Below are 21,765 nucleotides of genomic sequence, written 5' to 3'. Positions count from 1 at the left end.
CGGGCCCGCGGGCCCGGCGAAAAAGCTAGCGCCCGAGATGGCGGACCTGGTCCCACACGACCGGGTCCGCCTCTCCCGCTCTCCGCCGGAACTCCCACACCGGCACGTCCCGCAGCTCGTCCGTCTCCAGGAAACTGGGCCGCCCCTGCGCGTCGCCCACCGAACCGGGCGGCAGCGCGATCACCCCCGGCCGCTCGTCGTGGTACTTGCTGGTGATCTTGGCGACGAGCGCGCTGTCGCCGCGCAGCGCGAGGACCAGACACGGACGGTCCTTGGACCCCGGCCCGTCCTCGTACGGCACGTCGGCCCACCAGATCTCACCCGCCCGGGGCAACCGCTCCGGCAGCCGCCCCCGCGGCACGGGCCGCGCCGGCGGCCGCGTCCGCCCCGCCGGTCGCCCCGTCGGCCCTTCCCGGGGCCGGCGCGAAGACGACTTCCGCCCTCCCCCCGATCTCGTCCGGGGGGACCCCCAGGCGAGCGCCACCGCCAGCGCGATCACCACGACCGCGACCAGCGCGGGCCACCACGACGTGTCCATACCTCAAGAAGGTACCGGGGGGCGCCCCACCCCGCCGCCGCGCCCCGCCATCCATCCGAACCGGTGACAGAGCCCGTGAGTTCGCCCACAACGGGCCACCACGAAGGAGCGTCGGGCCCGGGTGCGCCTTACGCTCGACAGACCGCACAGCCTCCCCTCCCCCAGCGCGCTTCCCGCACCCGTCCACGGAGGTTCACGCTCCATGAAGCTCACCGTCGTCGGCTGCTCCGGGTCGTTCCCGTCCGCGGACTCGGCCTGTTCGAGCTACCTCGTCGAGGCCGACGGCTTCCGGCTGCTCCTCGACATGGGCAACGGCGCCCTGGGCGAGCTGCAGCGCCACATCGGTCTGTACGACCTCGACGCGATCTTCCTCAGCCACCTGCACGCGGACCACTGCATCGACATGTGCGGGTACTTCGTGGCCCGCTACTACCGGCACGACGGCGGGCGCTGCGACGCGATCCCCGTCTACGCGCCGGAGGGCGCCGAGCAGCGGCTGACCACGGCGTACGCCGACACGCCCTCGGCCACCTCGATGAGCGAGGTCTTCGACTTCCACACGCTGAAGTCGGGCGGCAGCTTCGAGATCGGCCCCTTCACCGTCCGTACGGAGAGGGTGTGCCACCCGGTCGAGGCGTACGGCATCCGGGTCGAGCACGGCGGCCGTTCGCTCACGTACTCCGGGGACACCGGGGTCTGCGACGCGCTGCACGGCCTCGCCGACGGCGCCGACCTCTTCCTCTGCGAGGCCTCCTTCACCCACGGCAAGGAGGACGTCCCGGACCTCCACCTCAACGGCCGGGAGGCCGGCGCCCACGCGACCCGGGCGGGGGTGGGCCGTCTGGTGCTCACCCACATCCCGCCGTGGACGGACGGCGAGCAGAACCTGCGGGACGCCCGCGAGGTCTACGCGGGCCCGTCGGAGCTGGCGAGACCGGGCGCGGTCTACGAGATCTGAGGGCTTTCGAGGACACGGGAAGGGCCCCGGAACCGTACGTACGGTTCCGGGGCCCTTCCGCCGTGCGGGGGAGGCTCACGCCTTGGTGAGGTCCTCGACCTCCTCCTCGGGCTCGCGGCCCGGGGTGGGAAGGTTGAACTTGACGATCGCGAAGCGGAAGACCACGTAGTAGATCGCCGCGAAGACGAGGCCGATCGGGATGATCATCCACGGCTTGGTCGCGAGGTTCCAGTTGAGCAGGTAGTCGATGCCGCCGGCGGAGAAGGTGAAGCCCGCGTGGACGCCGAAGGCCCAGGTGACGGCCATGGAGACGGCGGTCAGGACCGCGTGGATCGCGTACAGGACCGGCGCGATGAACATGAAGGTGAACTCGATCGGCTCGGTGATGCCCGTGACGAAGGAGGTCAGCGCGAGGGAGACCATCATGCCCATGACGGCCTTGCGGCGCTCGGGGCGGGCGGCGTGGGCGATGGCGATCGCGGCGGCCGGGAGGCCGAACATCATGATCGGGAAGAAGCCCGACATGAAGATTCCGGCGCTCGGGTCACCGGCGAAGAAGCGGTTGAGGTCACCGTGGACGACCTCGCCGGCGGCGTTGGTGAAGTCACCGATCTGGAACCAGGAGACGGTGTTCACGAACTGGTGCATGCCGACGGGGATCAGCGCGCGGTTGATGAGGCCGAAGAGGCCGGCGCCACCGGCGCCGAGGCCGGTCATCCACTCGCCGAAGCTGGAGATGCCCTCGCCGATCGGTTCCCAGACCAGGCCGAAGACGACGCCGACGGCGGTGCCGACGAAGGCCATGATGATCGGGACGAGACGGCGGCCGTTGAAGAAGCCGAGCCAGTCGACGAGCTTGGTGCGGTGGAACCGCTGCCACAGGACGGCCGAGAGCAGACCCATCAGGATGCCGCCGAGGACACCCGGGTTGTTGTAGGTCGCGGCGACGTCGACGCCCTTGTTGGCGGTCGTGTTGACGACGGCCTCGGTGATCGGGAAGGCCTTCAGCACGTTGCTGTAGACCAGGAAGCCGACGAGCGCGGCCAGGGCGGTGGAGCCGTCCGCCTTCTTGGCGAAGCCGATGGCGACGCCGATGCAGAAGAGCAGGGGCAGGTTGTCGAAGACAGCGCCGCCGGCCGTGGCGAACACGGAGGCGACCTTGTCCCACCCGAGTCCGTCCTTGCCGAAGACGTCGGGCTGGCCGAGACGGAGCAAGATACCCGCGGCCGGCAGCACGGCGATCGGCAGCTGCAGGCTGCGACCGACCTTCTGCAGGCCCTGGAACAGGCCGGATCCGCGCTTCTTCGCGGGAGCGGCGGCCTGGGCGGTGGCCGTACTCATCAACTTCCTCCAGTAGGGCAAGGCGCCGCCAGAGCATGGAAAAAGGGGGTGACGGCGGCGTCTCGTGGAACGCGGTGGTCTGGACCGCGTGGTCTACACCAATGAGTGGTGTAGACCAGTTGTAGCACGTGGGACTTAGATAAGGAACCTGTGAATTCTGTGCGCTCAGCCATAGCCGGAAATGCACGACAAAAGGCCCCCGGACGGTCAGGTCCGGGGGCCTTTCGCGGGTCTTGCGGGAGGGGCGAAAGCCCCGAAAGCGGTCGGGCTCCGGCGGGTGATCGCCGGGTCACCTGACGTTGTCGCGCTCGATCTCCTCCTCGACGTCCTCCGGCTCGCGGCCGGGGGTCTGGAGGTTGAACGTGACGATCGCGAACCTGAAGATCACGTAGTACACGGCCGCGAACCCCAGGCCGATCGGAATGATCAGCCACGGCTTCGTCGCGAGGTTCCAGTTGATCACGTAGTCGATCAGGCCGGCCGAGAAGCTGAAGCCGTCCTTCACGCCGAGCGCCCAGGTCACCGCCATCGACACGCCGGTCAGCACGGCGTGGATCACGTACAGCAGCGGCGCGATGAAGAGGAACGAGTACTCGATCGGCTCGGTGATCCCGGTGACGAACGAGGTCAGGGCGACCGAGAGCATCAGGCCGCCGACCGCCTTGCGGCGGTGCGGCTTCGCGGTGTGGGTGATCGCGAGCGCCGCGGCGGGCAGCGCGAACATCATGATCGGGAAGAAGCCCGTCAGGAACTGTCCGGCGTTCGGGTCGCCCGCGAGGAACATGGGGATGTCGCCGTGGACCACCGTGCCGTCCGGCTTGGTGTACGTGCCGAACTGGAACCAGATCGGCACGTTCAGGAACTGGTGCAGGCCGATGACGAGGAGGGCGCGGTTGGCGAGGCCGAAGATGCCCGACCCCCACGCGCCGAGCCCGACCAGCCAGTCGCTGAAGTTCTCCAGGCCGTCACCGATCGGCGGCCAGATCCACAGGCAGATCGCGGCGAACGCGATCGCGACGAACGTCATGATGATCGGGACCAGGCGGCGGCCGTTGAAGAAGCCCAGCCAGTCGACCAGCTTCTTCCGGTGGTAGCGCTGCCAGAACCAGGCCGCGAGCAGGCCCATGACGATGCCGCCGAAGACGCCCGGGTTCTGGTACGTGTAGCCGGCGAAGGAGTCGTCGGCGCCGAGGCAGCCGCCGACGATGTCCTTCGTGCCGGCCGGGCAGTCCTTCGGGAACTGGCGCAGCACGTTGTAGTAGACGAGGAAGCCGACCACCGCGGCGAGCGCGGTCGAGCCGTCCGCCTTCTTCGCCATGCCGATCGCGACGCCGATGCAGAACAGCAGGGGAAGGCCGAGGCTGCCGTCGAGCAGCGCGCCGCCGGCGCCCGCCATCACCTTCGCGACGTTGTCCCAGCCCAGACCCTCGGCGCCGAAGACGTCCGGCTGCCCCAGGCGGTTGATGATGCCGGCGGCCGGGAGGACGGCGATGGGGAGCTGGAGGCTGCGCCCCATCTTCTGGAGGCCCTGGAAGAGCCCGCCCCAGGAGACGGTCCTCTTCGGTTTCGGTTTCGGCTCCGGTGTCGCCGCGGCGCTGTCGGTACTCATCGGCGTCCTCCCTGCCCGGAACAGGCCGGGCCCGCATCTCGTTGCACACTGGTGTAGACCAGTTGCGGTAGGCTCCGGGAGCCCGCTGAGGACAGGCCGCCGGTGATCGTCATCATTCGGCAGAACGGCTGTACTCGCTCGCGAAGTTGGGCCAACCGTGGGTTACCGTGACAAAGCGGACCGCAGGTGCGCCGAGATTCGCGTTCTCGCGAACGGAACGGACAGGGAGAAACACATGGCCAGCAAGGCTGAGAAGATCATCGCCGGGCTCGGCGGCATCGACAACATCGAAGAGGTCGAAGGCTGCATCACCCGCCTGCGCACCGAGGTCGTGGACGCCTCCCTCGTCGACGAGGCCGCCCTGAAGGCCGCCGGCGCCCACGGAGTCGTGAAGATGGGCACCGCCATCCAGGTCGTCATCGGCACCGACGCCGACCCGATCGCCGCGGAGATCGAAGACCTGATGTGAGCGTGAGCTCTCCGCTCACATCCCGAGGAGGGCCCGTTCCGGCAGGGGAACGGGCCCTCCGCCATGTCCGGCTAGGCTCGTCCCATGTCTCGCATCGACGGCCGTACCCCCGAACAGCTCCGCCCCGTCACCATCGAACGCGGCTGGAGCAAGCACGCCGAGGGCTCCGTCCTCATCTCCTTCGGCGACACCAAGGTCTTCTGCACCGCCTCCGTCACCGAAGGCGTCCCGCGCTGGCGCAAGGGCAGCGGCGAAGGATGGGTCACCGGGGAGTACTCCATGCTCCCCCGCGCCACCAACACCCGCGGCGACCGCGAATCCGTCCGCGGCAAGATCGGCGGCCGCACCCACGAGATCTCCCGCCTCATCGGCCGCTCCCTGCGCGCCGTCATCGACTACAAGGCCCTCGGCGAGAACACCGTCGTCCTCGACTGCGACGTCCTCCAGGCCGACGGCGGCACCCGCACCGCCGCCATCACCGGCGCCTACGTCGCCCTCGCCGACGCCGTCGCCTGGGCACAGGGCAAGAAGCTGGTGAAGGCCGGCCGCAAGCCCCTCACCGGCACCGTCTCCGCCGTCTCCGTCGGCATCGTCGACGGCGTCCCCCTCCTCGACCTCTGCTACGAGGAGGACGTCCGCGCCGACACCGACATGAACGTCGTCTGCACCGGCGACGGCCGCTTCGTCGAGGTCCAGGGCACCGCCGAGGCCGAGCCCTTCGACCGCAAGGAGCTCAACGCCCTCCTCGACCTCGCCTCCGGCGGCTGCGCCGAACTGGCCGAGATCCAGCGCAAGGCCCTCGAAGGAACCCTCTGACGCCTGACCGCGTCCTGACGGACGACGGGCGCACGGAACGTACCCGATACGATCCGTGCGCCCGAAGACTGTCATGTACGTATCTGGGGGAGGACCCGCCTTGAAGCGCCGTCTCGCACTCGCCGTGGCCACGGCCGCCGCGCTCACCACCGTCCTGAGCGGCTGCGGAGCCCTCGACACCGCCATGGACTGCGTCAAGACCGCCGACGCGATAGCCACGTCCGTGCAGAACCTCCAGCAGGCCGTCTCCAACGCCTCCAACGACGTCACGCAGATCGAGGAGTCCCTGAACTCGATCTCCACCGAGCTCGGCAACCTCAAGAACACCACCGACAACGCCGACCTCTCGAAGGCCGTGGACGACCTGTCGAAGGGCGTCGACTCCGTCCGCACCGCGGTCAAGAACGGCGACACCACCCCGGACATCACGCCGATCACCGACGCGGCCGGCGAGGTGGCCAAGGTCTGCACCCCGGGATAATCGGGGCATGACCCGACAGCGACTGATCCTCGCCACCCGCAACGCGAGCAAGATCACCGAACTCCACGCGATCCTCGCCGACGCAGGCCTCGACCTCGAACTCGTCGGCGCGGACGCGTACCCCGACGTCCCCGACGTCAAGGAAACGGGCGTCACCTTCGCCGAGAACGCCCTCCTGAAGGCCCACGCCCTCGCCCGGGCCACGGGCCTCCCGGCCGTCGCCGACGACTCCGGCCTCTGCGTCGACGTCCTGAACGGCGCCCCCGGCATCTTCTCCGCCCGCTGGGCCGGCACCCACGGCGACGACAAGGCCAACCTGGACCTGCTCCTGGCCCAGCTCTCGGACATCGCGGAGGAACACCGCGGCGCCCACTTCGCCTGCGCGGCGGCCCTGGCCCTCCCGGACGGCACGGAGCGGGTGGTCGAGGGCCGCATGGAGGGCGTGCTGCGCCACGCCCCGGTCGGCACGAACGGCTTCGGCTACGACCCGATCCTCCAGCCGGAGGGGTACGAGGTGACCTGCGCGCAGCTGTCGCCGGCGGAGAAGAACGCGATCAGCCACCGGGGCAAGGCGTTCCGGGCGCTGGTGCCGGTGGTGCGGGAGCTGGTGGGCTGAGGGGTGCGACGAAGGCCTCACCCGGTCAAGTCCCGGATGAGGCCTTCGATTCAATACTTTGTGCGGCCTGAGGGATTCGAACCCTCACGGGATTACTCCCATCGCACCCTAAATGCGAGGCGTCTGCCGTTCCGCCAAGGCCGCTAGCCGCCTGTCATGGTAGCGGGCAGGCGGCTGGTGTGGGCACGGATGTCGCCATGTCGACCGGCGACTCCGCCACGGCCGCGCTGAGCCGTTCCTTCGTGTACGCGCTCGTCCCCATCGAGCTCCCTCCCCAGTACGGATCTCGTACGGACCAACGACCCGGATATCGGACGGTCACGCCATATCGCGTGCGTATCGCGTGCGGAAAACGGAACGGCCCGCACCGGACGTGCTCCGGTGCGGGCCGTTCGGGCGGAGAAGAGGTCAGAACCTCGGTTCCGGCGACTGGGCCAGGACCAGTTCGGCCGCTTCCTCCGGGGTCTCCACCGACGGAGGCGAGCCGTCCAGGGGCCGCTGGGCCGTCTCCTTCATGCAGGCCACCGCGATCACTCCGACGAGCGCCGCGCCCATCGCGTAGTACGCCGGCATCAGGTTGCTGCCGGTCGCGCCGATCAGGGCCGTGATGACGAGGGGTGTCGTGCCGCCGAACAGGGACGTGGACAGGTTGTAGCCCACCGACAGGGAGCCGTACCGCACCTCCGTCGGGAAGAGCGCGGGGAGGGCCGCCGACATGGTGCCGAGCATGCAGACCAGCGACAGGCCGAGCATCAGCATGCCCGCCGTGATCGCCGGTACGCCGCCCTGGCCGATCAGGAGGAAGGCGGGCAGGGACAGGAGGAGGAAGCCCAGCATGCCCGCCATGAGCACCGGCTTCCGCCCGAAGCGGTCGTTGAGGCGGCCGACCTGAGTGATGATCAGCATGAGCAGGACCATCACGAGCAGGAGCACCAGCAGGCCGTGGGTCTCGCTGTAGCCGAGCTCGTCGGAGAGGTACGTCGGCATGTAGGACAGCAGCATGTAGTCGGTGATGTTGTACGCGCCCACCAGGGCGATGCACAGGATCAGCGCGGGCCACTGCTGCCGGAAGATCTTCGTCAGGTCGCCCTTGGCGGAGGTCTCCACCGGGTCCGCGGCCTCCGAGGCGCGCGCCGACCCGCTCCCCAGCTTCTGGAAGGCGGGCGTCTCGTCGAGCCGGAGCCGCAGGTAGAGGCCGACCAGACCCAGGGGGCCCGCGACGAGGAACGGCACCCGCCAGCCCCACGCCTCCATCGTCTCGGGGCTGAGCCACGCGGTGAGCGCGGTGACGAGGCCTGCCGCGCCGACGTAACCGGCCAGGGTGCCGAATTCGAGGAAGCTGCCGAAGTAGCCGCGGCGGCGGTCGGGGGCGTACTCGGCGATGAAGGTCGAGGCTCCGCCGTACTCGCCACCGGTCGAGAAGCCCTGGAGCATGCGGAAGAACACGAGGAGCGCCGGTGCCCAGAAGCCGATCGAGGCGTACGAGGGGATCAGGCCGATCGCGAAGGTGCCGACCGCCATGAGGGTCATGGTCAGCGCGAGGACCTTCTTCCGGCCCAGTCGGTCACCCATCGGGCCGAACACCATGCCGCCGAGCGGGCGGATCAGGAAGGCGACCGCGAACGTCGCGAACGACGACAGCAGTTGGACCGTGTCGTTGCCGGCCGGGAAGAAGACGTGGCCGAGGGTGACGGCGAGGTAGGCGTAGACGCCGAAGTCGAACCACTCCATGGCATTGCCCAGGGAGGCCGCCTTCACCGCCCGCTTGACCGCCGCCTCGTCGGTGACCGTGATGTCGGTCCGCCGCAGCTTGGGCCGCCGACGCCGGGTGGCGGCCTTGAACAGGCGCGGATGGCGTCTCAGGGCCTCGGGATCGGCCGCGGGGTCGCGGTCTGTGGCCGACATGACCGTACGTCCTCTCTTGGGGGGCAAACTCCAGAGGCACTTCTGCACGGTCATGCCGATCACAAACGGAACAGGCCCCGGGATGGGACGTCCGTCACGCCGGCCGGGGCCTCGGTCCTAGACGCCCAGGTCCCGCATGATCTTGGCGACGTGGCCGGTGGCCTTGACGTTGTAGAAGGCGTGCTCGACCTTGCCCTCCTCGTCGACCACGACCGTGGAGCGGATCACGCCCGTCACCACCTTGCCGTACAGCTTCTTCTCGCCGAAGGCGCCGTACGCCTCCAGGGTCGTCTTCTCCGGGTCGCCGACCAGGGTGACCTTGAGGCTCTCCTTCTCGCGGAACTTCGCGAGCTTCTCCGGCTTGTCGGGCGACACGCCGATGACGTCGTAGCCCGCGGCCGCCAGCACGTCCAGGTTGTCCGTGAAGTCGCAGGCCTGCTTGGTGCAGCCGGGGGTGAGGGCCGCCGGGTAGAAGTAGACGATGACCTTGCGGCCCTTGTGGTCCGCGAGGGAGACCTCGTTGCCGTCCGCGTCGGGAAGGGTGAAGGCGGGGGCGGTGTCGCCGGGCTGCAGTCGCTCGCTCATGGCTCTCCTCGGGAATGTTCGTTTACGTATCCAGAGCCTAATGGGGGTCTGAGGCGACCCTCCGGCGGCAGAGCTGACAGACTGGCCGTCAACGACCGGATCACGACTACGGAGGCAGCGCGGTGTCGGAGGCCAGGACCCCTGCGCAGATCGAGGCGGACATCGTCCGCCGGCGCGAGCAGCTCGCCATCACGCTCGACGAGATCGGCATTCGGATGCACCCGAAGACGATCATCGGGGACGCCAAGGCGAAGGTCGCCTCGACCGTCGACCAGACGGCCGGACGCGCCTTCGTCGCCGTCAACCGTGTCGTCTCGGACGTGAAGGCCCGCTTCACGACCGAGGACGGCGCGCCCCGCCTGGAGCGGGTCGTCCCGGCGGCCGTCGTGGCCCTCGCCGTCGTCGGGCTGATCGTCTCCTCCTCCCGGCGGCACAAGGCGTGAACCTCCCCGGGTACGGGCGACGCGCCCGGGCAGGTAGGTTCGACGGGTGAGCGAGAACACGCACGACAAGCTGCCCATCCGGATGCTCCACGACCGGGTCCTCGTCCGCACCGACTCCCCGGAGGGTGAGCGGCGTTCCGGCGGCGGCATCCTGATTCCGGCGACGGCCGCGGTGGGCCGTCGCCTCGCCTGGGCCGAGGTGGTCGCGGTCGGTCAGAACGTCCGCACCGTCGAGATCGGCGACCGGGTGCTGTACGACCCCGAGGACCGCGCCGAGGTCGAGGTGCGGGGCGTCGCGTACGTCCTGATGAGGGAGCGCGACCTGCACGCGGTGGCCGCGGACCGGTTCCAGGGGACGTCGGACTCGACCGGGCTCTACCTGTAGGAAAGCTCTGCCTGTAGGAAATCCCTGCCTGTGGGAAAAGGGTGCGAAGGCCCTGGTGACCGGAGTCACCGGGGCCTTTGCCCGTTCTTTGCTAGCCTGGAGACACCCCGACGAGACGCGCCGTACCGGGTTTGACGACAAGACGACGCACCCCTGTTTTCCGTCTTGCGGAGGTGTCTCGTCATGGCCTGGGTTCTGCTCGTCGTCGCCGGTCTGCTGGAGGTCGGCTGGTCGATCGGGATGAAGTACACGGACGGCTTCACCCGGCTCTGGCCCAGTGTCCTCACCGGCGCGGGGATCGTCGCCTCCATGATGCTGCTGTCGCAGGCGGCCAAGACGCTGCCGATCGGTACGGCCTACGGCGTGTGGGTCGGCATCGGCGCGGCCGGTGCGGCGGTGCTCGGCATGGTGGTGCTCGGTGAGCCGGCGACCGCCGCCCGCATCTTCTTCGTCTGTCTGCTGCTCGTCGCCGTGGTGGGACTCAAGGCGACGAGCGGTCACTGACCGGTGCTGCGCGAGGGGCCGGGGGCGGGGCTGGGCGTCGCCGCGCCCGGTCCCGCCTCGCCCGTCTCGTACCAGTCCTCCGATCCGTCGGGCCCGTCAGGTCCGTCGGGCCCGTCGGGTGTCGGCGGTGTCGGCGGCATCGGCTCGGCCCCCGGCATCAGCCGGAGCTCGAAGTCCCGGGGCGGTGTCCCGTCCAGCGCCTCCCGGGTGAACCGGGCCCAGATCTCGGCCGGTGCTCCGCCGCCGTTCATGCGCGGCTGGCCCAGGGCGCCGTACAGCGACTCCTGCGAGCCGGACTCCGGGTCCTGCCCCATGAGCGCGACGACCGTCGCGAGCTCCGGGGTGTAGCCGGCGAACCAGGCGGCCTTGTCGTCCTCCGCCGTGCCCGTCTTGCCGGCGGCCGGACGTCCCGCCGCCTGCGCGGCCGTGCCCGTGCCCGTGTCGACGACGCCGCGCAGGATCGAGGTGGTCGTGTCGGCGGCCTCGCGGCTCACCGCCTGCCGGCGGGCGACGGCCGGGAGCTCCACCTCCCGGCCGCCCTTGCTGATGCTCTCGACGAGGGAGTACGTGCCGTTCCGGCCGTGCGCGGCGAGCGTGGCGTACGCCGAGGCCATGTCGAGGACGCTGGCGGTGGCGGAGCCGAGGGCGATGGACGGGGAGGCGGTGAGGTCGGGGGTGGAGCGGGGCAGGCCGAGGGCGATCGCGGTGCGCCGTACGTGCGCGGGGCCGACGTCCACCGCCATCTGGGCGTACACGGTGTTCACCGACAGGCCGGTGGCGGCGCCCACCTCGATGTCGCCGTAGCTGGCGTCGTCCTCGTTGGCGGGGTCGTACGGGTCGCCGTTCCACCCCTCCACCGGGCGCCGGTTGGTGCCGTCGTAGAGGGTGTACGGGGTGATGGGCCGGCCCTGCTGGGTCTGGGCGCCGCTCTGGACGGCGGCCGTGAAGACGAAGGGCTTGAAGGTGGAGCCGACCTGGTAGTCGCGGCGGGTCGCGTTGTTGACGTACTGCTGGGTGTAGTCGATGCCGCCGTACATGGCGAGGACCTTGCCGGTCGCCGGGTCGACGGACGCGGCCCCGACCCGTACGTACCGGTCGGCGGGGGCGCTCGCCGGGTCGAGCCGGGAGACGACCCGCTCCTCGACGGCCTGGACGAGGGCCTCCTGCTTGGCGGGCTCCAGGGTGGTGGTGATGCGGAAGCCGCCGCCGGCGAGGGTCTTCTCGTCGACGATCCCGTGGTCGGTGAGGTACTCCTCGACGGCCTGGACGAGGTAGCCCCGCTGGCCGGAGAGGGCGCTCGTGGCGCGGGCGGTCTGGGGGAGGGGGAAACGGGCGGCGGCGCGGGCGGCGGGGCTGAGCCAGCCCTCGCCGACCATGCCGTCGAGGACGTAGTGCCAGCGGGCGACGGCCTTGGCGCGGTTCTCGGGGTGGGTGGTGACGTCGTAGGCGCTGGGGGCCTTGAGGAGGGAGGCGAGGTAGGCGCCCTCGGCGGTGTCGAGCTGCTGGACGTCCTTGCCGTAGTAGGCGCGGGCGGCGGCCTGGAGGCCGTAGGCGTTGCGGCCGAAGTAACTGGTGTTCAGATAGCCCTGGAGGATCTCCTCCTTGCTCTTCTCGCGGCCGAGCTTGAGGGCGATGAAGAACTCCTTGGCCTTGCGGGTGAGGGTCTGTTCCTGGCCGAGGTAGTAGTTCTTGACGTACTGCTGGGTGATGGTGGAGCCGGACTGGCGGCCCTTGCCGGTGACGGTGTTCCAGGCGGCGCGGACCATGGCCTTGGGGTCGACGGCGCGCGAGGTCTGGAAGTCGCGCTCCTCGGCGGCGAGGACGGCCTGCCGGACGGGGAGCGGGATCTGGTCGAGGCGGACGTTCTCGCGGTTGACCTCGCCGTCGCGGGCGAGCGGGGTGCCGTCCCGGTAGAGGTAGACGTTGGACTGGGCGACGGCGGCGGCGTTGGCGGGCGGGATCTCCACCAGGAGGTAGCCGGCGGCGAAGCCGCCGACGAGCAGCAGCCCGCCGAGCAGGAGGAGCCCGAGGAGGGTCCGCAGGACACGGCGGGGGCGTCTCGGAGGGCCGGGGGCGGTGAGGGTGGGGTCCCGCGGCTCCCAACCGTCCGGGTGGGGGTCGTCGTCGCTCGTGCCGTTCGTACCGTTCGCATCGGAGGAAGGGGACATGGCATCACATACTGCACGGAACGCACCGAAACTCGCTCAAGCGACCCGAAGGTGACGCGAAAACCGCTCGCGGCGCGCCGGGCGGAGCCACTAGGGTCGTGCGCTTCGCCGTCCTCGTCACGGCACCTCCTCACGCGCGCCGGAAAGGGACACGGATGCTGCGGCTGTACGCGATGGTGGCCGCGGGCGGGTTCCGGCGCTTCGCCGCCTACCGCGTGGCCACGGCGGCCGGTGTCTTCACCAACACCGTCTTCGGCTTCGTCCTCTCCTCGACCTACATCGCCCTCTGGGACGAACGGCCGCGGCTCGGCGGCTACTCCACGGACGACGCCCTCGCCTACGTGTGGATCGGCCAGGCGCTGATCACCGTCTGCGGACTGATGGGCGGCGGCTTCGAGGACGAGCTGATCGAGCGGATCAGGACCGGCGACATCGCCGTCGACCTCTACCGCCCCGCCGACCTCCAGGCCTGGTGGTTCTCGGCCAACGCCGGCCGCTCCGCCTACCAGCTCCTCGGCCGCGGCGTCGCCCCGATGGCCGTCGGCGCGCTCGTCTTCGACTTCACCCTGCCGCCGGGGCCGGGGGCCTGGCTCGCCTTCCTGCTCGCGGTGGCGCTGGGCTCGGTGGTCGGCTTCGCGATCTGGTACCTGGTGGCGATGAGCGCCTTCTGGCTGCTCGACGGCCAGGGCGTGGTGCAGGTGGCCTGGCTGGCGGGCCTGTTCTTCTCGGGGATGCTGCTCCCGCTGAACGTCTTCCCGGGCGCGCTGGGCGAGCTCGCGCGGCTGCTGCCGTGGGCGTCGCTGCTCCAGGTGCCGGCCGACGTGTACCTGGGGAGGTACGAGGGCTGGGAGCTGGTGGGGGCGTACGGCTTCCAGGTCTGCTGGGCGCTGGTCCTGCTCGGCGCGGGCCGGGCGGCGCAGGCGGCGGCGACGCGGAAGGTGGTGGTGCAGGGTGGGTAGGTCCCCGACGGCCGGTTCCCGGCGCACGTGGCGGGAGACGGGGGCACGGGCCTCCTGGCGCACGTACCGGGAGACGGGGGCACGGGCCTCCTGGCGCACGTACCGGATGGTGGCGGGCATGTGGATCCGCTCCACGATGGCGTACCGCTCCTCCTTCGCCCTGACCCTCGTCACCAGCTTCTGCGTCACCTTCTTCGACTTCGTCGTCATCCTCCTGATGTTCGGTCAGGTGCGGGGTCTCGGCGGCTTCTCGTTCGCGGAGGTCGCCCTCCTGTACGGGACGGCCGGCACGTCCTTCGGGATCGCCGACCTGACGATGGGCTCGCTGCAGAAGATGGGGAAGCGGGTCAGGGACGGCTCGCTCGACACCTTCCTGATGCGCCCGGCGCCGCTGCTCGCGCAGGTCGCGGCGGACAAGTTCGCGCTGCGGAGGTTCGGCAGGGTCGCGCAGGGCCTGATGGTGCTGGTCTGGGGCCTGCTCCTGCTGGACGTGGAGTGGACGCCGTCGAAGGCGCTGCTGCTGCCGGTGACGGTGGTGTGCGGGGCGGTGATCTTCGGCGCGGTGATGGTGCTGGGGGCGTCGACCCAGTTCTGGATGCAGGACGCCGCCGAGGTCACGAACTCCTTCACGTACGGCGGGAACACCCTCCTCCAGTACCCGCCGACGATCTTCGCGCAGGAGCTGGTGCGGGGCGTCGTGTACGTCGTACCGCTGGCGTTCGTGAGCTGGCTGCCCGCGCTGTACGTGCTGGGGCGGCCGGCCCCGGCGGGGGTGCCGGAGTGGGCGGCGTTCGCGTCGCCGCTGGTGGCGGCGGTCTGCTGCGGGGTCGCGGGGCTCGCGTGGCGCGCCGGAATCCGTTCGTACCGATCGACGGGAAGCTGAACGACCATGCCCTTCATCGAGCTCGAATCCCTGGAGAAGACCTTCACCGTCCGCCGGAAGGCCGGCCTGCTCCGCCGCGAGAAGAAGCAGGTCAGAGCGGTCGACGGCATCTCCTTCACCATGGAGCGCGGGGAGATGGTCGGCTACATCGGCCCGAACGGCGCCGGGAAGTCGACCACGATCAAGATGCTCACCGGCATCCTGACGCCCAGCGGCGGCCGGCTGCGGGTCGGGGGCATCGACCCGGCGCGCGAGCGCACCCGTCTGGCCCAGCGGATCGGCGTGGTCTTCGGGCAGCGCACGACGCTGTGGTGGGACCTGCCGCTGAAGGACTCGTACCGGCTGACCCACCGCATGTACCGCATCCCCGACGACCGCTACGAGGAGAACCTCGCCCGCTGCGTGGACCTCCTCGACCTGGGCGACCTCCTCGACGTGCCGGTACGGCAGCTCTCCCTCGGCCAGCGGATGCGCGGCGACATCGCGGCGGCGCTGCTGCACGACCCGGAGGTGCTGTACCTGGACGAGCCGACGATCGGCCTGGACGTCGTGTCGAAGGCGAGGGTGAGGGAGTTCCTCCGCGACCTGAACGCCACCCACGGCACCACGGTCCTGCTGACCACCCACGACCTCACGGACATCGAGCAGCTCTGCTCACGGGTGATGGTCATCGACCACGGGCGGCTGATGTACGACGGCGAACTGGCCGGCCTGCACGCGGTGGGCGAGAGCGAACGGCTCCTGATGGTGGACCTGGAGCGCGAGCTGCCCCCGATCACGGACGTGCCGGGAGCCCGCTTCGTACGGGCCGAGGGCCCGCGCCAGTGGCTGGCGTTCCCCGCGACGACCTCGGCGGCCCCGCTGGTGGCGGCGGTGGCGGCCAGACATCCCCTCCTCGACCTCTCGGTGCGGGAGCCGGACATCGAGGCGGTGATCGCGAAGATGTACGGGGGAACTCGGGACGAGCGCCGGGAGTCCCTGATGTAGGAGGTCGAACCGATGGTGAGTTTCTCGTACACGGCGGCGGACGAGGAGAAGAGCAGAGGCGTCCGCCGCATGAAGACGCTGGCGACGTCCCTGCTGATCGGCGTGGCCCTGGTCTACGCCCTGGCGACCTGGGCGCGGAACGAGGGCTGGGGGGCCTGGGCCGGCTACGTCGCGGCGGCGGCGGAGGCGGGCATGGTCGGCGCGCTCGCGGACTGGTTCGCGGTCACGGCCCTCTTCCGGCGCCCCCTGGGACTCCCCATCCCCCACACGGCCATCATCCCCACGAAGAAGGACCAGCTGGGCGCGTCGCTGGGCACGTTCGTGGGGGAGAACTTCCTCTCGGCCGACGTCGTACGGGGCAGACTCCACGCCCTGGGCATCGGGAAGCGGCTCGGCACGTGGCTGGCGGCCCCGGCGCACGCCGACCGGGTGACGGCGGAGCTCTCCACGGCGCTGCGAGGCGCGCTGACGGTCCTGCGGGACGCGGACGTCCAGGCGGTCGTCGGCGAGGCGATCACCCGCCGCGCCGAATCGGCGGAGATCGCCCCGGGCCTGGGCAAGACCCTGGAGCGGATCGTCGCCGACGGGGCGCACCACCGGGCGGTCGACCTGGTCTGCGCCCGGGCCCACGACTGGCTGGTCACGCACGGCGACTCGGTGATGGACGCGGTCCAGGGCGGCGCCCCGGGCTGGACCCCCCGCTTCGTGGACCGCCGGATCGGCGAGCGCGTCTACAAGGAGCTGCTCCGCTTCGTCACGGAGGTGCGCGACATGCCGGGTCACCCGGCGCGCGGCGCGATCGACCGCTTCCTCACCGACTTCGCGGCCGACCTCCAGGCGGACACGGACACCCGCGCGCGCGTGGAACGCCTGAAGTCGGACTTCCTGGCCCGCCCGGAGATCCAGGAGATCATCGCCTCGGCCTGGTCCTCGATCCGGTCCCTGATCATCGCGGCGGCCGAGGACGACCGCAGCCAGCTCCGCCTCCGCGCCCGCGCCTCCCTGATCTCCCTGGGCACCCGCCTGGCGACGGACTCCCGCCTCCAGGCGAAGGTCGAGGGCTGGGCGGAGGACGCGGCGGCGTACGTCGTCACGACGTACCGCCACGAGATCACGTCCCTGATCACCGACACGGTCGCCGGCTGGGACGCCGTCCAGACCTCCCGCAAGATCGAGGCCAACATCGGCCGCGACCTCCAGTTCATCCGCATCAACGGCACGGTGGTCGGCGCGCTGGCGGGCCTCCTGATCTACACGGTGAGCAGGGCGGTGGGGGGCTGAGGCCGCTTTTCTCGGGTGACGGGCGGGCTAGCCCCGCCCACGGGTGACGGCCCAGGAGGCAACGCCCATCGCCCCGGCGACGGAGAACACGGCGGGCCAGGCACCGATCTTCTTGGCGAGCGGGTGGGACCCGGCGAAGGCGCCGACATAGGCGGTGGTCAGCCCCACGGAGGCCTTGACCCCACCGACCCGCTGCCACTCCCGCGCGGCCACCCCACCGGCCACGGCGAGCACGGCACCCCCGAGGGGCCGCTTCCTGGTCCACCGAGCGACGGCGTACCCACCGACGAGCCCGGCGGCGGCTATGGCGGGGGAGGGGATGCGGGGCATGGCGGGGCCTTCCTTGGTGGACGGGCGGTCGTCCTCCGAGCGTACGGGAGTCAGCTACGGACCTCGGAGACACATCTGGGGCAGTGCGTCTCGTCGCCGACCGGCCGGAAGAGCATGGTCTGGGTGTGGTCACCGGCACACTCCCGGGCACCGGCGAGCCGGGGCGAGAGCCGGGTCGTGGGCACGGGCCGGGGCAGTTCCCGTGGGGGCACGTCACGCAGGAGGTGCCGGACGAGTCCGCCGGGCCGGTGGACGGGGGTCCCGGCGGCGGGGAGGCAGCGCTGGACGTGCCGGCGGACGTCGGCGGGGGTGTGGCCGGCGTCGAGCCAGCGGGCGGCCAGGCGGGCGAGCTCGTCGCGCATGCCGGGCGGGATGTGCCGGAGGGCGGGGGAGAGGGCGGGCAGGGTGCCGACGAGGGCGCGGGCGTCTTCGAGGCGGGGCGACTCCTCGACGGCGTCGGCCTGCGGGGGATGGTGGGAGGTGTCTTGCGGGGGGTCTTTCTTCGGATGACGGTCGGTCGACGAGGTGGCCGGTGGACCGACGGCCGGTTTCCGGGGACTCGGTGCGACCTGGGAGGACGCGACAGACGCGCGGGCGAGGAGCTTGGCGGCCTGGTCGGCGGTCAGCGGGGACCCGGACACGAGCTGTTGGGTGACCCACCGCCCTCCGGGCCCCTGCACGCGCCGCTCGTGCACGAACCCCTCCTCCTTGAGCTGTCGCTTGGCGCGCCCGAAGGCGCATGCCCCGATCCGGGCACGTTCGGCGGTGCGGGAGAGTGATTCGCGGGCGCCCTGGGGGAGGGAGAGCTGCCAGGTCAGGAGGCGGACGGCGTCGGAGCTGAGCCGGGGATGCCGGATGATGTCGTGCGAGAACTGGGTGAAGGCGCGCGCGGGCGCGTTAAAGTGCCGGTAGATCACGGTGGAACTAGTGCCTTCCACGAGTGGTTCAGGCCCCTGCCGATAGGTGCGAACTGTCGACGGGGGCCGTTTTGCGCGACCGTAACGCACGGGGCGCATCCACATCGCCACGATGAGTGAATACCGCTCGTGTGAGTGACCGCCTCCAAGCGGGGCTTATGCGTCGGGGTCTGCCATGCTCAATTCCTTATCGAGGCAAGGGGGATGGCGATGAAGACGATCGGGCTGATCGGTGGGATGAGCTGGGAGTCGACGGCGGAGTACTACCGGTTGCTGAACGAGTTCACGCGCGACCGCCTCGGCGGACTCCACTCGGCGCGGTGCGTGCTCTACTCGGTGGACTTCGCGGAGATCGAGCGGTTGCAGGTCGAGGGCCGCTGGACGGAGGCGGGCGAGATCCTGGCCGAGGCGGCTCGGGCTCTTGAGGCGGCCGGCGCGGACATGGTGCTGATCTGCACCAACACCATGCACAAGGTCGCAGGCCAGGTCGAGGCGGCGGTTGCGATCCCCCTGCTGCACCTGGCCGACGCGACCGCGGAGGCCGTAAGGGCGTCGGGCGTGCGCCGAGTCGGCCTGCTGGGCACGGCGTTCACCATGGAGCAGGAGTTCTACCGAGGACGTCTGGAAGAGGGCGGGCTCGACGTACGCATCCCGGACGCCGAGGCACGCGCGATCGTCCATCGCGTGATCTACGAGGAACTCTGCCTGGGCATCGTGCGGGAGGAGTCCCGCGCCGCCTACCAGAAGGTGATCACGGACCTGGTCGCCGGCGGAGCGGAAGGCGTCATCTTGGGCTGCACCGAAATCGAGCTCCTCATCGCCCCCGAGCACAGCCCCGTCCCTACCTTCCCCACGGCCCGCCTCCACGCCGAGGCCGCCGTGCGGGCGTCGCTGTCCGACGAGGCGCTGCTCGGTGCTCAGCGTTCGGCGGCGTCCCGCCAGTAGTCCGCGAGCATCTCGCCCGGCCACGTCGGCTGGCTGACGGGCCCACGGGGGAGCATTTCCTGGAAGACCGCCACGAGATCGACGACCTGAGTGCCGTCGTCGGCGTCGAGGTCGACGACGTGCAGGTCTCGCCCGTCGACCTTGAGCAGCCTCGGGAAGGAAGTGGCCAGCCGGGCCGGACGCCGATGGTTGTGGTGAACGAAGGTGCCGGTCGCCGGCCAGGCGGGGTTGTCGCGGGGGCTGCGTGCGTGAAGGGCGACATCGTCCGGGGACCCGAGGTTGAAGAACCACGTGACCTGGAGGTGGGAGAACCGTTCGATGCCCTGCAGGGTTTCCAGAGGGAACTCCGGCCGCAGGCGGATGACCGATTCCACGCCGCCCTTGAAGTCGTCGAGCCGTCCGGTATGACCTCCGACGACGTCTGCGATGACCGGCACCTCGATGAACTGCGCAGGCACAGTCGGCCCTTCTTCCTTGTCGGCGGCGCCACTTGTGGGGCACGGCGGCTTCGGCGCCGTCAGATTACTCGTCGAAGTGCGACCCGGGCCCGCTCGTCCACCTCGGAGACGGAGGGGATTCCGCGGCTGCGGAAGGGGGACAAGGTCGTCCGCATAGTGACGACCGCTTCCCGCGTCCTGCCGGACTGAACGCCGTCCATGGCGTCCAGAGCGCGGGACCAGGTCTGGCACGCCGCTTCGATGTTGCCCTGCCCGGCCTGGACGGTGCCCATGTAGCCGAGCGTGACGGCGTGGGTTCGACCGAAGGAGTCCGCCCTACGGAGCCGAACGCTGGTACGGAAATGACTCAGGGCGCCGTCGAGATCGCCCAGGGCCCATAGGGTGCGGGCGGTCTCATGGGCGAGGGACGCTTCTTGGAAGAACCAGACGCGCTGGGGTTCGTCGTCTCCCACCGCGGCCTGGTCGAGGTCGGTCTCGGCCTGGTGGACCGCGGCGATGGCGTTCCGCTTCTGGCCGTCCACGGCCAGCACCCGCGCGCGCACGATGCCGATCAGGGCTCGCTCGCGTGGGGTGGCGTGGTCGTACCTCTTGCGCTCGACGGAGGCGGTGGCGAGGTCCAGGGCGGCCCTGGTGTGCCCGAGGTCCATGGCCTGATGGGCCATCGCCCGCAGGATGTGCCCGGTGAGGGGAGCGTCGTCGGCTTCGGCGGCAAGCTTGAGCGCGAGGGTGAAGTAGCGCCGTGCGGGCTCGTGTCGGGAGGCGTCGAAGCTCATCCAGCCGGCCACGTACACGGCCTCGGCTGCCGCCGAGTAAAGGGAGCGGCGAGAGGCCTCACTGCTGAAGACCCCGCTGACGTACCGGGCGACGTCGTCGACGATGTACTGGTAGAGAGCGGTTCGACCGTCGACGCCGCCGTGCCGCTGGTCGCGGCGGGCGAAGAATTCGGTCATCTCGCGTACGGCCCGCACTTCGGTCTCGCCGACCCTGCGGTTCGACCCGACCGCTCGGGAACGCGCCCTCTGTGGGGCGTCGTCCCACCACGGATCCCTGGGCAGGACCAGTCCGCCGACGGAGTAGACGGCGGCGCCGGTGAGGAGCCGGCGGCGTTCGCGGTCCATGCTGTTCCTCCCCAGGTCGACCAGAGTCGTCAGCGTGTCGGTGTCCCACTCGGACCCGGTGACCGTATCCGAGGCGCTCTCCGCGAGGCCGATCTCCGCGAGTGTGAGGGGACGTCCCAACCGCCGCGACAGAGTCTCTCGCAGGACGTCGGCCGCCCGTCCCCGGGGCCGGGTGCCGGCGACCCACATGGCGACGTGCGAGCGCTTGACGCTGAGGAGTTCGTCGACCCCGGACTCCGCCGCGACCCGTACGACCGCGGCGGCCACCACGGGCTGCGACCAGCCTGTCTCCGCGATCACCGCGGCCAGTTCGTCGTTTCTGCGCGCCATGCTGCGCCCCTGTTCACAAGAGAACAATCTTTGACGGGTTTGACGGCATCGAGGCCTCGGCGGGGGTGCCCGCCCATCGCGAATCACGGTTCGCTGAGAGAACACGAAACCACCAACCGACAACGGCGGGAGGGCAACTGGTGACTTTCAGCCACGTGGGTGAGGAAGAGGGTCGAGCGGCCGAGCTGTCGCCATCGGCGCTGCCGACCTCCCTGCGTCCCCACTCGATTGCCGCGGAGCGCCGCGGCGGCAAGGACACGCGAAGCCGAGAGCGGCCCGCGCCCCCGCCCGTCGGAGTCCTTGCCACGGCGACCGTCACGTCCTGCCCGACGGGCCACCCCGCCTACTCGCAGAGCCTCCCGCGCGAGGCCCGGAGCGCAGCGGTCGCCCGCCGGCTGGTCCGAACGGCACTGACTGTCTGGGGCCTGGACTCACTGACGGAGGACGCCACGCTGGTGATCACCGAACTGGTCTCCAACGCGGTCGACCACGGCAGACTGCCGTCGATCCGAGTGATCGTCTCCAGACCTTCCACGCACAGGGTCCGCCTGGGCGTCGTCGACCGCTCCAGGGCCGCCCCGACCATGAGAACGGCCCCCGACGGCGACGGCCCCCGGGGACGGGGCCTGCTCCTGATCGACGCGCTCACGGAGGAGTGGGGCACCGAGCTGTACCGCTGGGGCAAGCAGGTCTGGGCCGAGTTGCGGGAGGGCGAAGCGTGAAGGAAGGGAAACCACGG

General features: G+C 70.5%; 23 protein-coding genes, 1 tRNA gene, 1 pseudogene and 1 riboswitch. Of the genes and pseudogenes, 14 read left to right on the top strand and 11 right to left on the bottom strand.

The genetic code is table 11. The annotated features are described in order from the left end of the window. Positions 1–25 precede the first annotated feature (25 nt). Positions 26–538: a type II toxin-antitoxin system PemK/MazF family toxin gene (locus ACFYUZ_RS29655; RefSeq protein WP_389314342.1), complete on the bottom strand. Its 513-nt coding sequence runs from the start codon at positions 536–538 to the stop codon at positions 26–28. A 202-nt stretch (positions 539–740) separates the two neighbouring features. On the opposite strand from ACFYUZ_RS29655, the gene ACFYUZ_RS29650 reads away from it, so the two are divergent. Then, positions 741–1,496 carry an MBL fold metallo-hydrolase gene (locus tag ACFYUZ_RS29650; protein ID WP_389314340.1) on the top strand — a complete coding sequence of 252 codons (756 nt, stop codon included), beginning with the start codon at positions 741–743 and terminating at the stop codon, positions 1,494–1,496. 75 nt (positions 1,497–1,571) lie between these two features. Here ACFYUZ_RS29650 and ACFYUZ_RS29645 read toward each other — a convergent pair whose 3' ends face one another. Further along, the gene (locus ACFYUZ_RS29645; RefSeq protein ID WP_389314338.1) at positions 1,572–2,837 is read right to left on the bottom strand and encodes a PTS transporter subunit EIIC; all 1,266 of its coding nucleotides are present in this window, start codon (positions 2,835–2,837) and stop codon (positions 1,572–1,574) included. A gap of 289 nt (positions 2,838–3,126) precedes the next feature. Beyond that, a complete protein-coding gene (locus ACFYUZ_RS29640; RefSeq protein WP_389314336.1) occupies positions 3,127–4,446 on the bottom strand; it encodes a PTS transporter subunit EIIC in 1,320 nt (439 codons plus the stop codon). 235 nt (positions 4,447–4,681) lie between these two features. Here ACFYUZ_RS29640 and ACFYUZ_RS29635 point away from each other — a divergent pair, with 235 nt between their 5' ends. The 4 genes from ACFYUZ_RS29635 to rdgB all read left to right on the top strand — a co-directional run bounded on the left by ACFYUZ_RS29635 (position 4,682) and on the right by rdgB (position 6,828). Next, positions 4,682–4,915 (top strand): glucose PTS transporter subunit EIIB, encoded by a 234-nt coding sequence (locus ACFYUZ_RS29635; protein WP_389314334.1) that lies wholly within the window; start codon positions 4,682–4,684, stop codon positions 4,913–4,915. Positions 4,916–4,999: 84 nt separating this feature from the next. After that, positions 5,000–5,731: a ribonuclease PH gene (gene rph, locus ACFYUZ_RS29630; protein WP_389314332.1), complete on the top strand. Its 732-nt coding sequence runs from the start codon at positions 5,000–5,002 to the stop codon at positions 5,729–5,731. Positions 5,732–5,804: 73 nt separating this feature from the next. Continuing rightward, positions 5,805–6,212 (top strand): hypothetical protein, encoded by a 408-nt coding sequence (locus tag ACFYUZ_RS29625; RefSeq protein ID WP_389314331.1) that lies wholly within the window; start codon positions 5,805–5,807, stop codon positions 6,210–6,212. A gap of 7 nt (positions 6,213–6,219) precedes the next feature. Next, the gene (gene rdgB, locus ACFYUZ_RS29620; protein ID WP_389314329.1) at positions 6,220–6,828 is read left to right on the top strand and encodes an RdgB/HAM1 family non-canonical purine NTP pyrophosphatase; all 609 of its coding nucleotides are present in this window, start codon (positions 6,220–6,222) and stop codon (positions 6,826–6,828) included. A gap of 61 nt (positions 6,829–6,889) precedes the next feature. On the opposite strand, the gene ACFYUZ_RS29615 is transcribed toward rdgB, so the two are convergent. The 3 genes from ACFYUZ_RS29615 to bcp all read right to left on the bottom strand — a co-directional run bounded on the left by ACFYUZ_RS29615 (position 6,890) and on the right by bcp (position 9,318). Next, positions 6,890–6,972, bottom strand: a tRNA-Leu gene (locus tag ACFYUZ_RS29615). Positions 6,973–7,236: 264 nt separating this feature from the next. Continuing rightward, positions 7,237–8,733, bottom strand: coding sequence for a glycine betaine/L-proline transporter ProP (gene proP / locus ACFYUZ_RS29610; protein ID WP_389314327.1), 1,497 nt, complete (start codon positions 8,731–8,733; stop codon positions 7,237–7,239). Positions 8,734–8,850: 117 nt separating this feature from the next. Beyond that, on the bottom strand, positions 8,851–9,318 hold the full coding sequence (gene bcp, locus ACFYUZ_RS29605; RefSeq protein WP_389314325.1) for a thioredoxin-dependent thiol peroxidase: 468 nt from the start codon (positions 9,316–9,318) through the stop codon (positions 8,851–8,853). 122 nt (positions 9,319–9,440) lie between these two features. Here bcp and ACFYUZ_RS29600 point away from each other — a divergent pair, with 122 nt between their 5' ends. The 3 genes from ACFYUZ_RS29600 (at position 9,441) to ACFYUZ_RS29590 (ending at position 10,650) form a co-directional block, all read left to right on the top strand. Continuing rightward, positions 9,441–9,761 (top strand): DUF3618 domain-containing protein, encoded by a 321-nt coding sequence (locus ACFYUZ_RS29600; RefSeq protein ID WP_093875911.1) that lies wholly within the window; start codon positions 9,441–9,443, stop codon positions 9,759–9,761. 46 nt (positions 9,762–9,807) lie between these two features. Further along, positions 9,808–10,146 carry a co-chaperone GroES gene (locus ACFYUZ_RS29595; RefSeq protein WP_030554720.1) on the top strand — a complete coding sequence of 113 codons (339 nt, stop codon included), beginning with the start codon at positions 9,808–9,810 and terminating at the stop codon, positions 10,144–10,146. An 80-nt stretch (positions 10,147–10,226) separates the two neighbouring features. Further along, positions 10,227–10,298, top strand: a riboswitch (guanidine-III (ykkC-III) riboswitch). Between the two features lie 31 nt (positions 10,299–10,329). Further along, a complete protein-coding gene (locus ACFYUZ_RS29590; RefSeq protein WP_086831901.1) occupies positions 10,330–10,650 on the top strand; it encodes a multidrug efflux SMR transporter in 321 nt (106 codons plus the stop codon). Here ACFYUZ_RS29590 and ACFYUZ_RS29585 read toward each other — a convergent pair. After that, complete coding sequence (locus ACFYUZ_RS29585) at positions 10,644–12,818, bottom strand: transglycosylase domain-containing protein (protein WP_389314322.1); 2,175 nt, start codon at positions 12,816–12,818, stop codon at positions 10,644–10,646. The two genes, ACFYUZ_RS29590 and ACFYUZ_RS29585, sit on opposite strands and share 7 nt — an antisense overlap. 158 nt (positions 12,819–12,976) lie before the next feature. Between ACFYUZ_RS29585 and ACFYUZ_RS29580 the strand changes: the two genes are divergently transcribed. From ACFYUZ_RS29580 to ACFYUZ_RS29565, 4 genes and pseudogenes are all read left to right on the top strand, one after another. Beyond that, complete coding sequence (locus ACFYUZ_RS29580) at positions 12,977–13,777, top strand: ABC transporter permease (protein WP_389314512.1); 801 nt, start codon at positions 12,977–12,979, stop codon at positions 13,775–13,777. Further along, complete coding sequence (locus ACFYUZ_RS29575; protein WP_389314320.1) at positions 13,770–14,660, top strand: ABC transporter permease; 891 nt, start codon at positions 13,770–13,772, stop codon at positions 14,658–14,660. Before ACFYUZ_RS29580 ends, ACFYUZ_RS29575 begins: the two co-directional genes overlap by 8 nt. 6 nt (positions 14,661–14,666) lie before the next feature. After that, the gene (locus ACFYUZ_RS29570; RefSeq protein ID WP_389314318.1) at positions 14,667–15,647 is read left to right on the top strand and encodes an ATP-binding cassette domain-containing protein; all 981 of its coding nucleotides are present in this window, start codon (positions 14,667–14,669) and stop codon (positions 15,645–15,647) included. 12 nt (positions 15,648–15,659) lie between these two features. Continuing rightward, positions 15,660–16,928, top strand: a pseudogene (locus ACFYUZ_RS29565) (DUF445 domain-containing protein); the annotation flags it as partial. Positions 16,929–16,955: 27 nt separating this feature from the next. On the opposite strand, the gene ACFYUZ_RS29560 reads toward ACFYUZ_RS29565, so the two are convergent. Together ACFYUZ_RS29560 and ACFYUZ_RS29555 are read right to left on the bottom strand one after the other, a co-directional pair. Then, the gene (locus tag ACFYUZ_RS29560; RefSeq protein ID WP_389314316.1) at positions 16,956–17,258 is read right to left on the bottom strand and encodes a hypothetical protein; all 303 of its coding nucleotides are present in this window, start codon (positions 17,256–17,258) and stop codon (positions 16,956–16,958) included. Positions 17,259–17,308: 50 nt separating this feature from the next. Further along, the gene (locus tag ACFYUZ_RS29555) at positions 17,309–18,175 is read right to left on the bottom strand and encodes a hypothetical protein (protein WP_389314315.1); all 867 of its coding nucleotides are present in this window, start codon (positions 18,173–18,175) and stop codon (positions 17,309–17,311) included. Positions 18,176–18,385: 210 nt separating this feature from the next. Here ACFYUZ_RS29555 and ACFYUZ_RS29550 point away from each other — a divergent pair, with 210 nt between their 5' ends. Next, positions 18,386–19,120 carry an aspartate/glutamate racemase family protein gene (locus ACFYUZ_RS29550; protein WP_389314313.1) on the top strand — a complete coding sequence of 245 codons (735 nt, stop codon included), beginning with the start codon at positions 18,386–18,388 and terminating at the stop codon, positions 19,118–19,120. Here ACFYUZ_RS29550 and ACFYUZ_RS29545 read toward each other — a convergent pair. Together ACFYUZ_RS29545 and ACFYUZ_RS29540 are read right to left on the bottom strand one after the other, a co-directional pair. Further along, entirely contained in the window at positions 19,093–19,578 is a 486-nt protein-coding gene (locus tag ACFYUZ_RS29545) for a TrmO family methyltransferase (RefSeq protein WP_389314311.1), read from the bottom strand. The genes ACFYUZ_RS29550 and ACFYUZ_RS29545 overlap by 28 nt on opposite strands. A 59-nt stretch (positions 19,579–19,637) precedes the next feature. After that, positions 19,638–21,026, bottom strand: a complete 1,389-nt coding sequence (locus ACFYUZ_RS29540; RefSeq protein ID WP_389314309.1) for a Tat pathway signal protein — start codon at positions 21,024–21,026, stop codon at positions 19,638–19,640. Between the two features lie 65 nt (positions 21,027–21,091). Between ACFYUZ_RS29540 and ACFYUZ_RS29535 the strand changes: the two genes are divergently transcribed. Next, complete coding sequence (locus ACFYUZ_RS29535; protein ID WP_389314307.1) at positions 21,092–21,748, top strand: ATP-binding protein; 657 nt, start codon at positions 21,092–21,094, stop codon at positions 21,746–21,748. Positions 21,749–21,765: the final 17 nt, after the last annotated feature.

This window comes from Streptomyces sp. NPDC004266, from assembly GCF_042874095.1.
Lineage (GTDB): Bacteria > Actinomycetota > Actinomycetes > Streptomycetales > Streptomycetaceae > Streptomyces.
The sequence above is the reverse complement of the archived record's forward strand: the minus strand, read 5'-3'. Positions and strand labels throughout refer to the sequence as shown.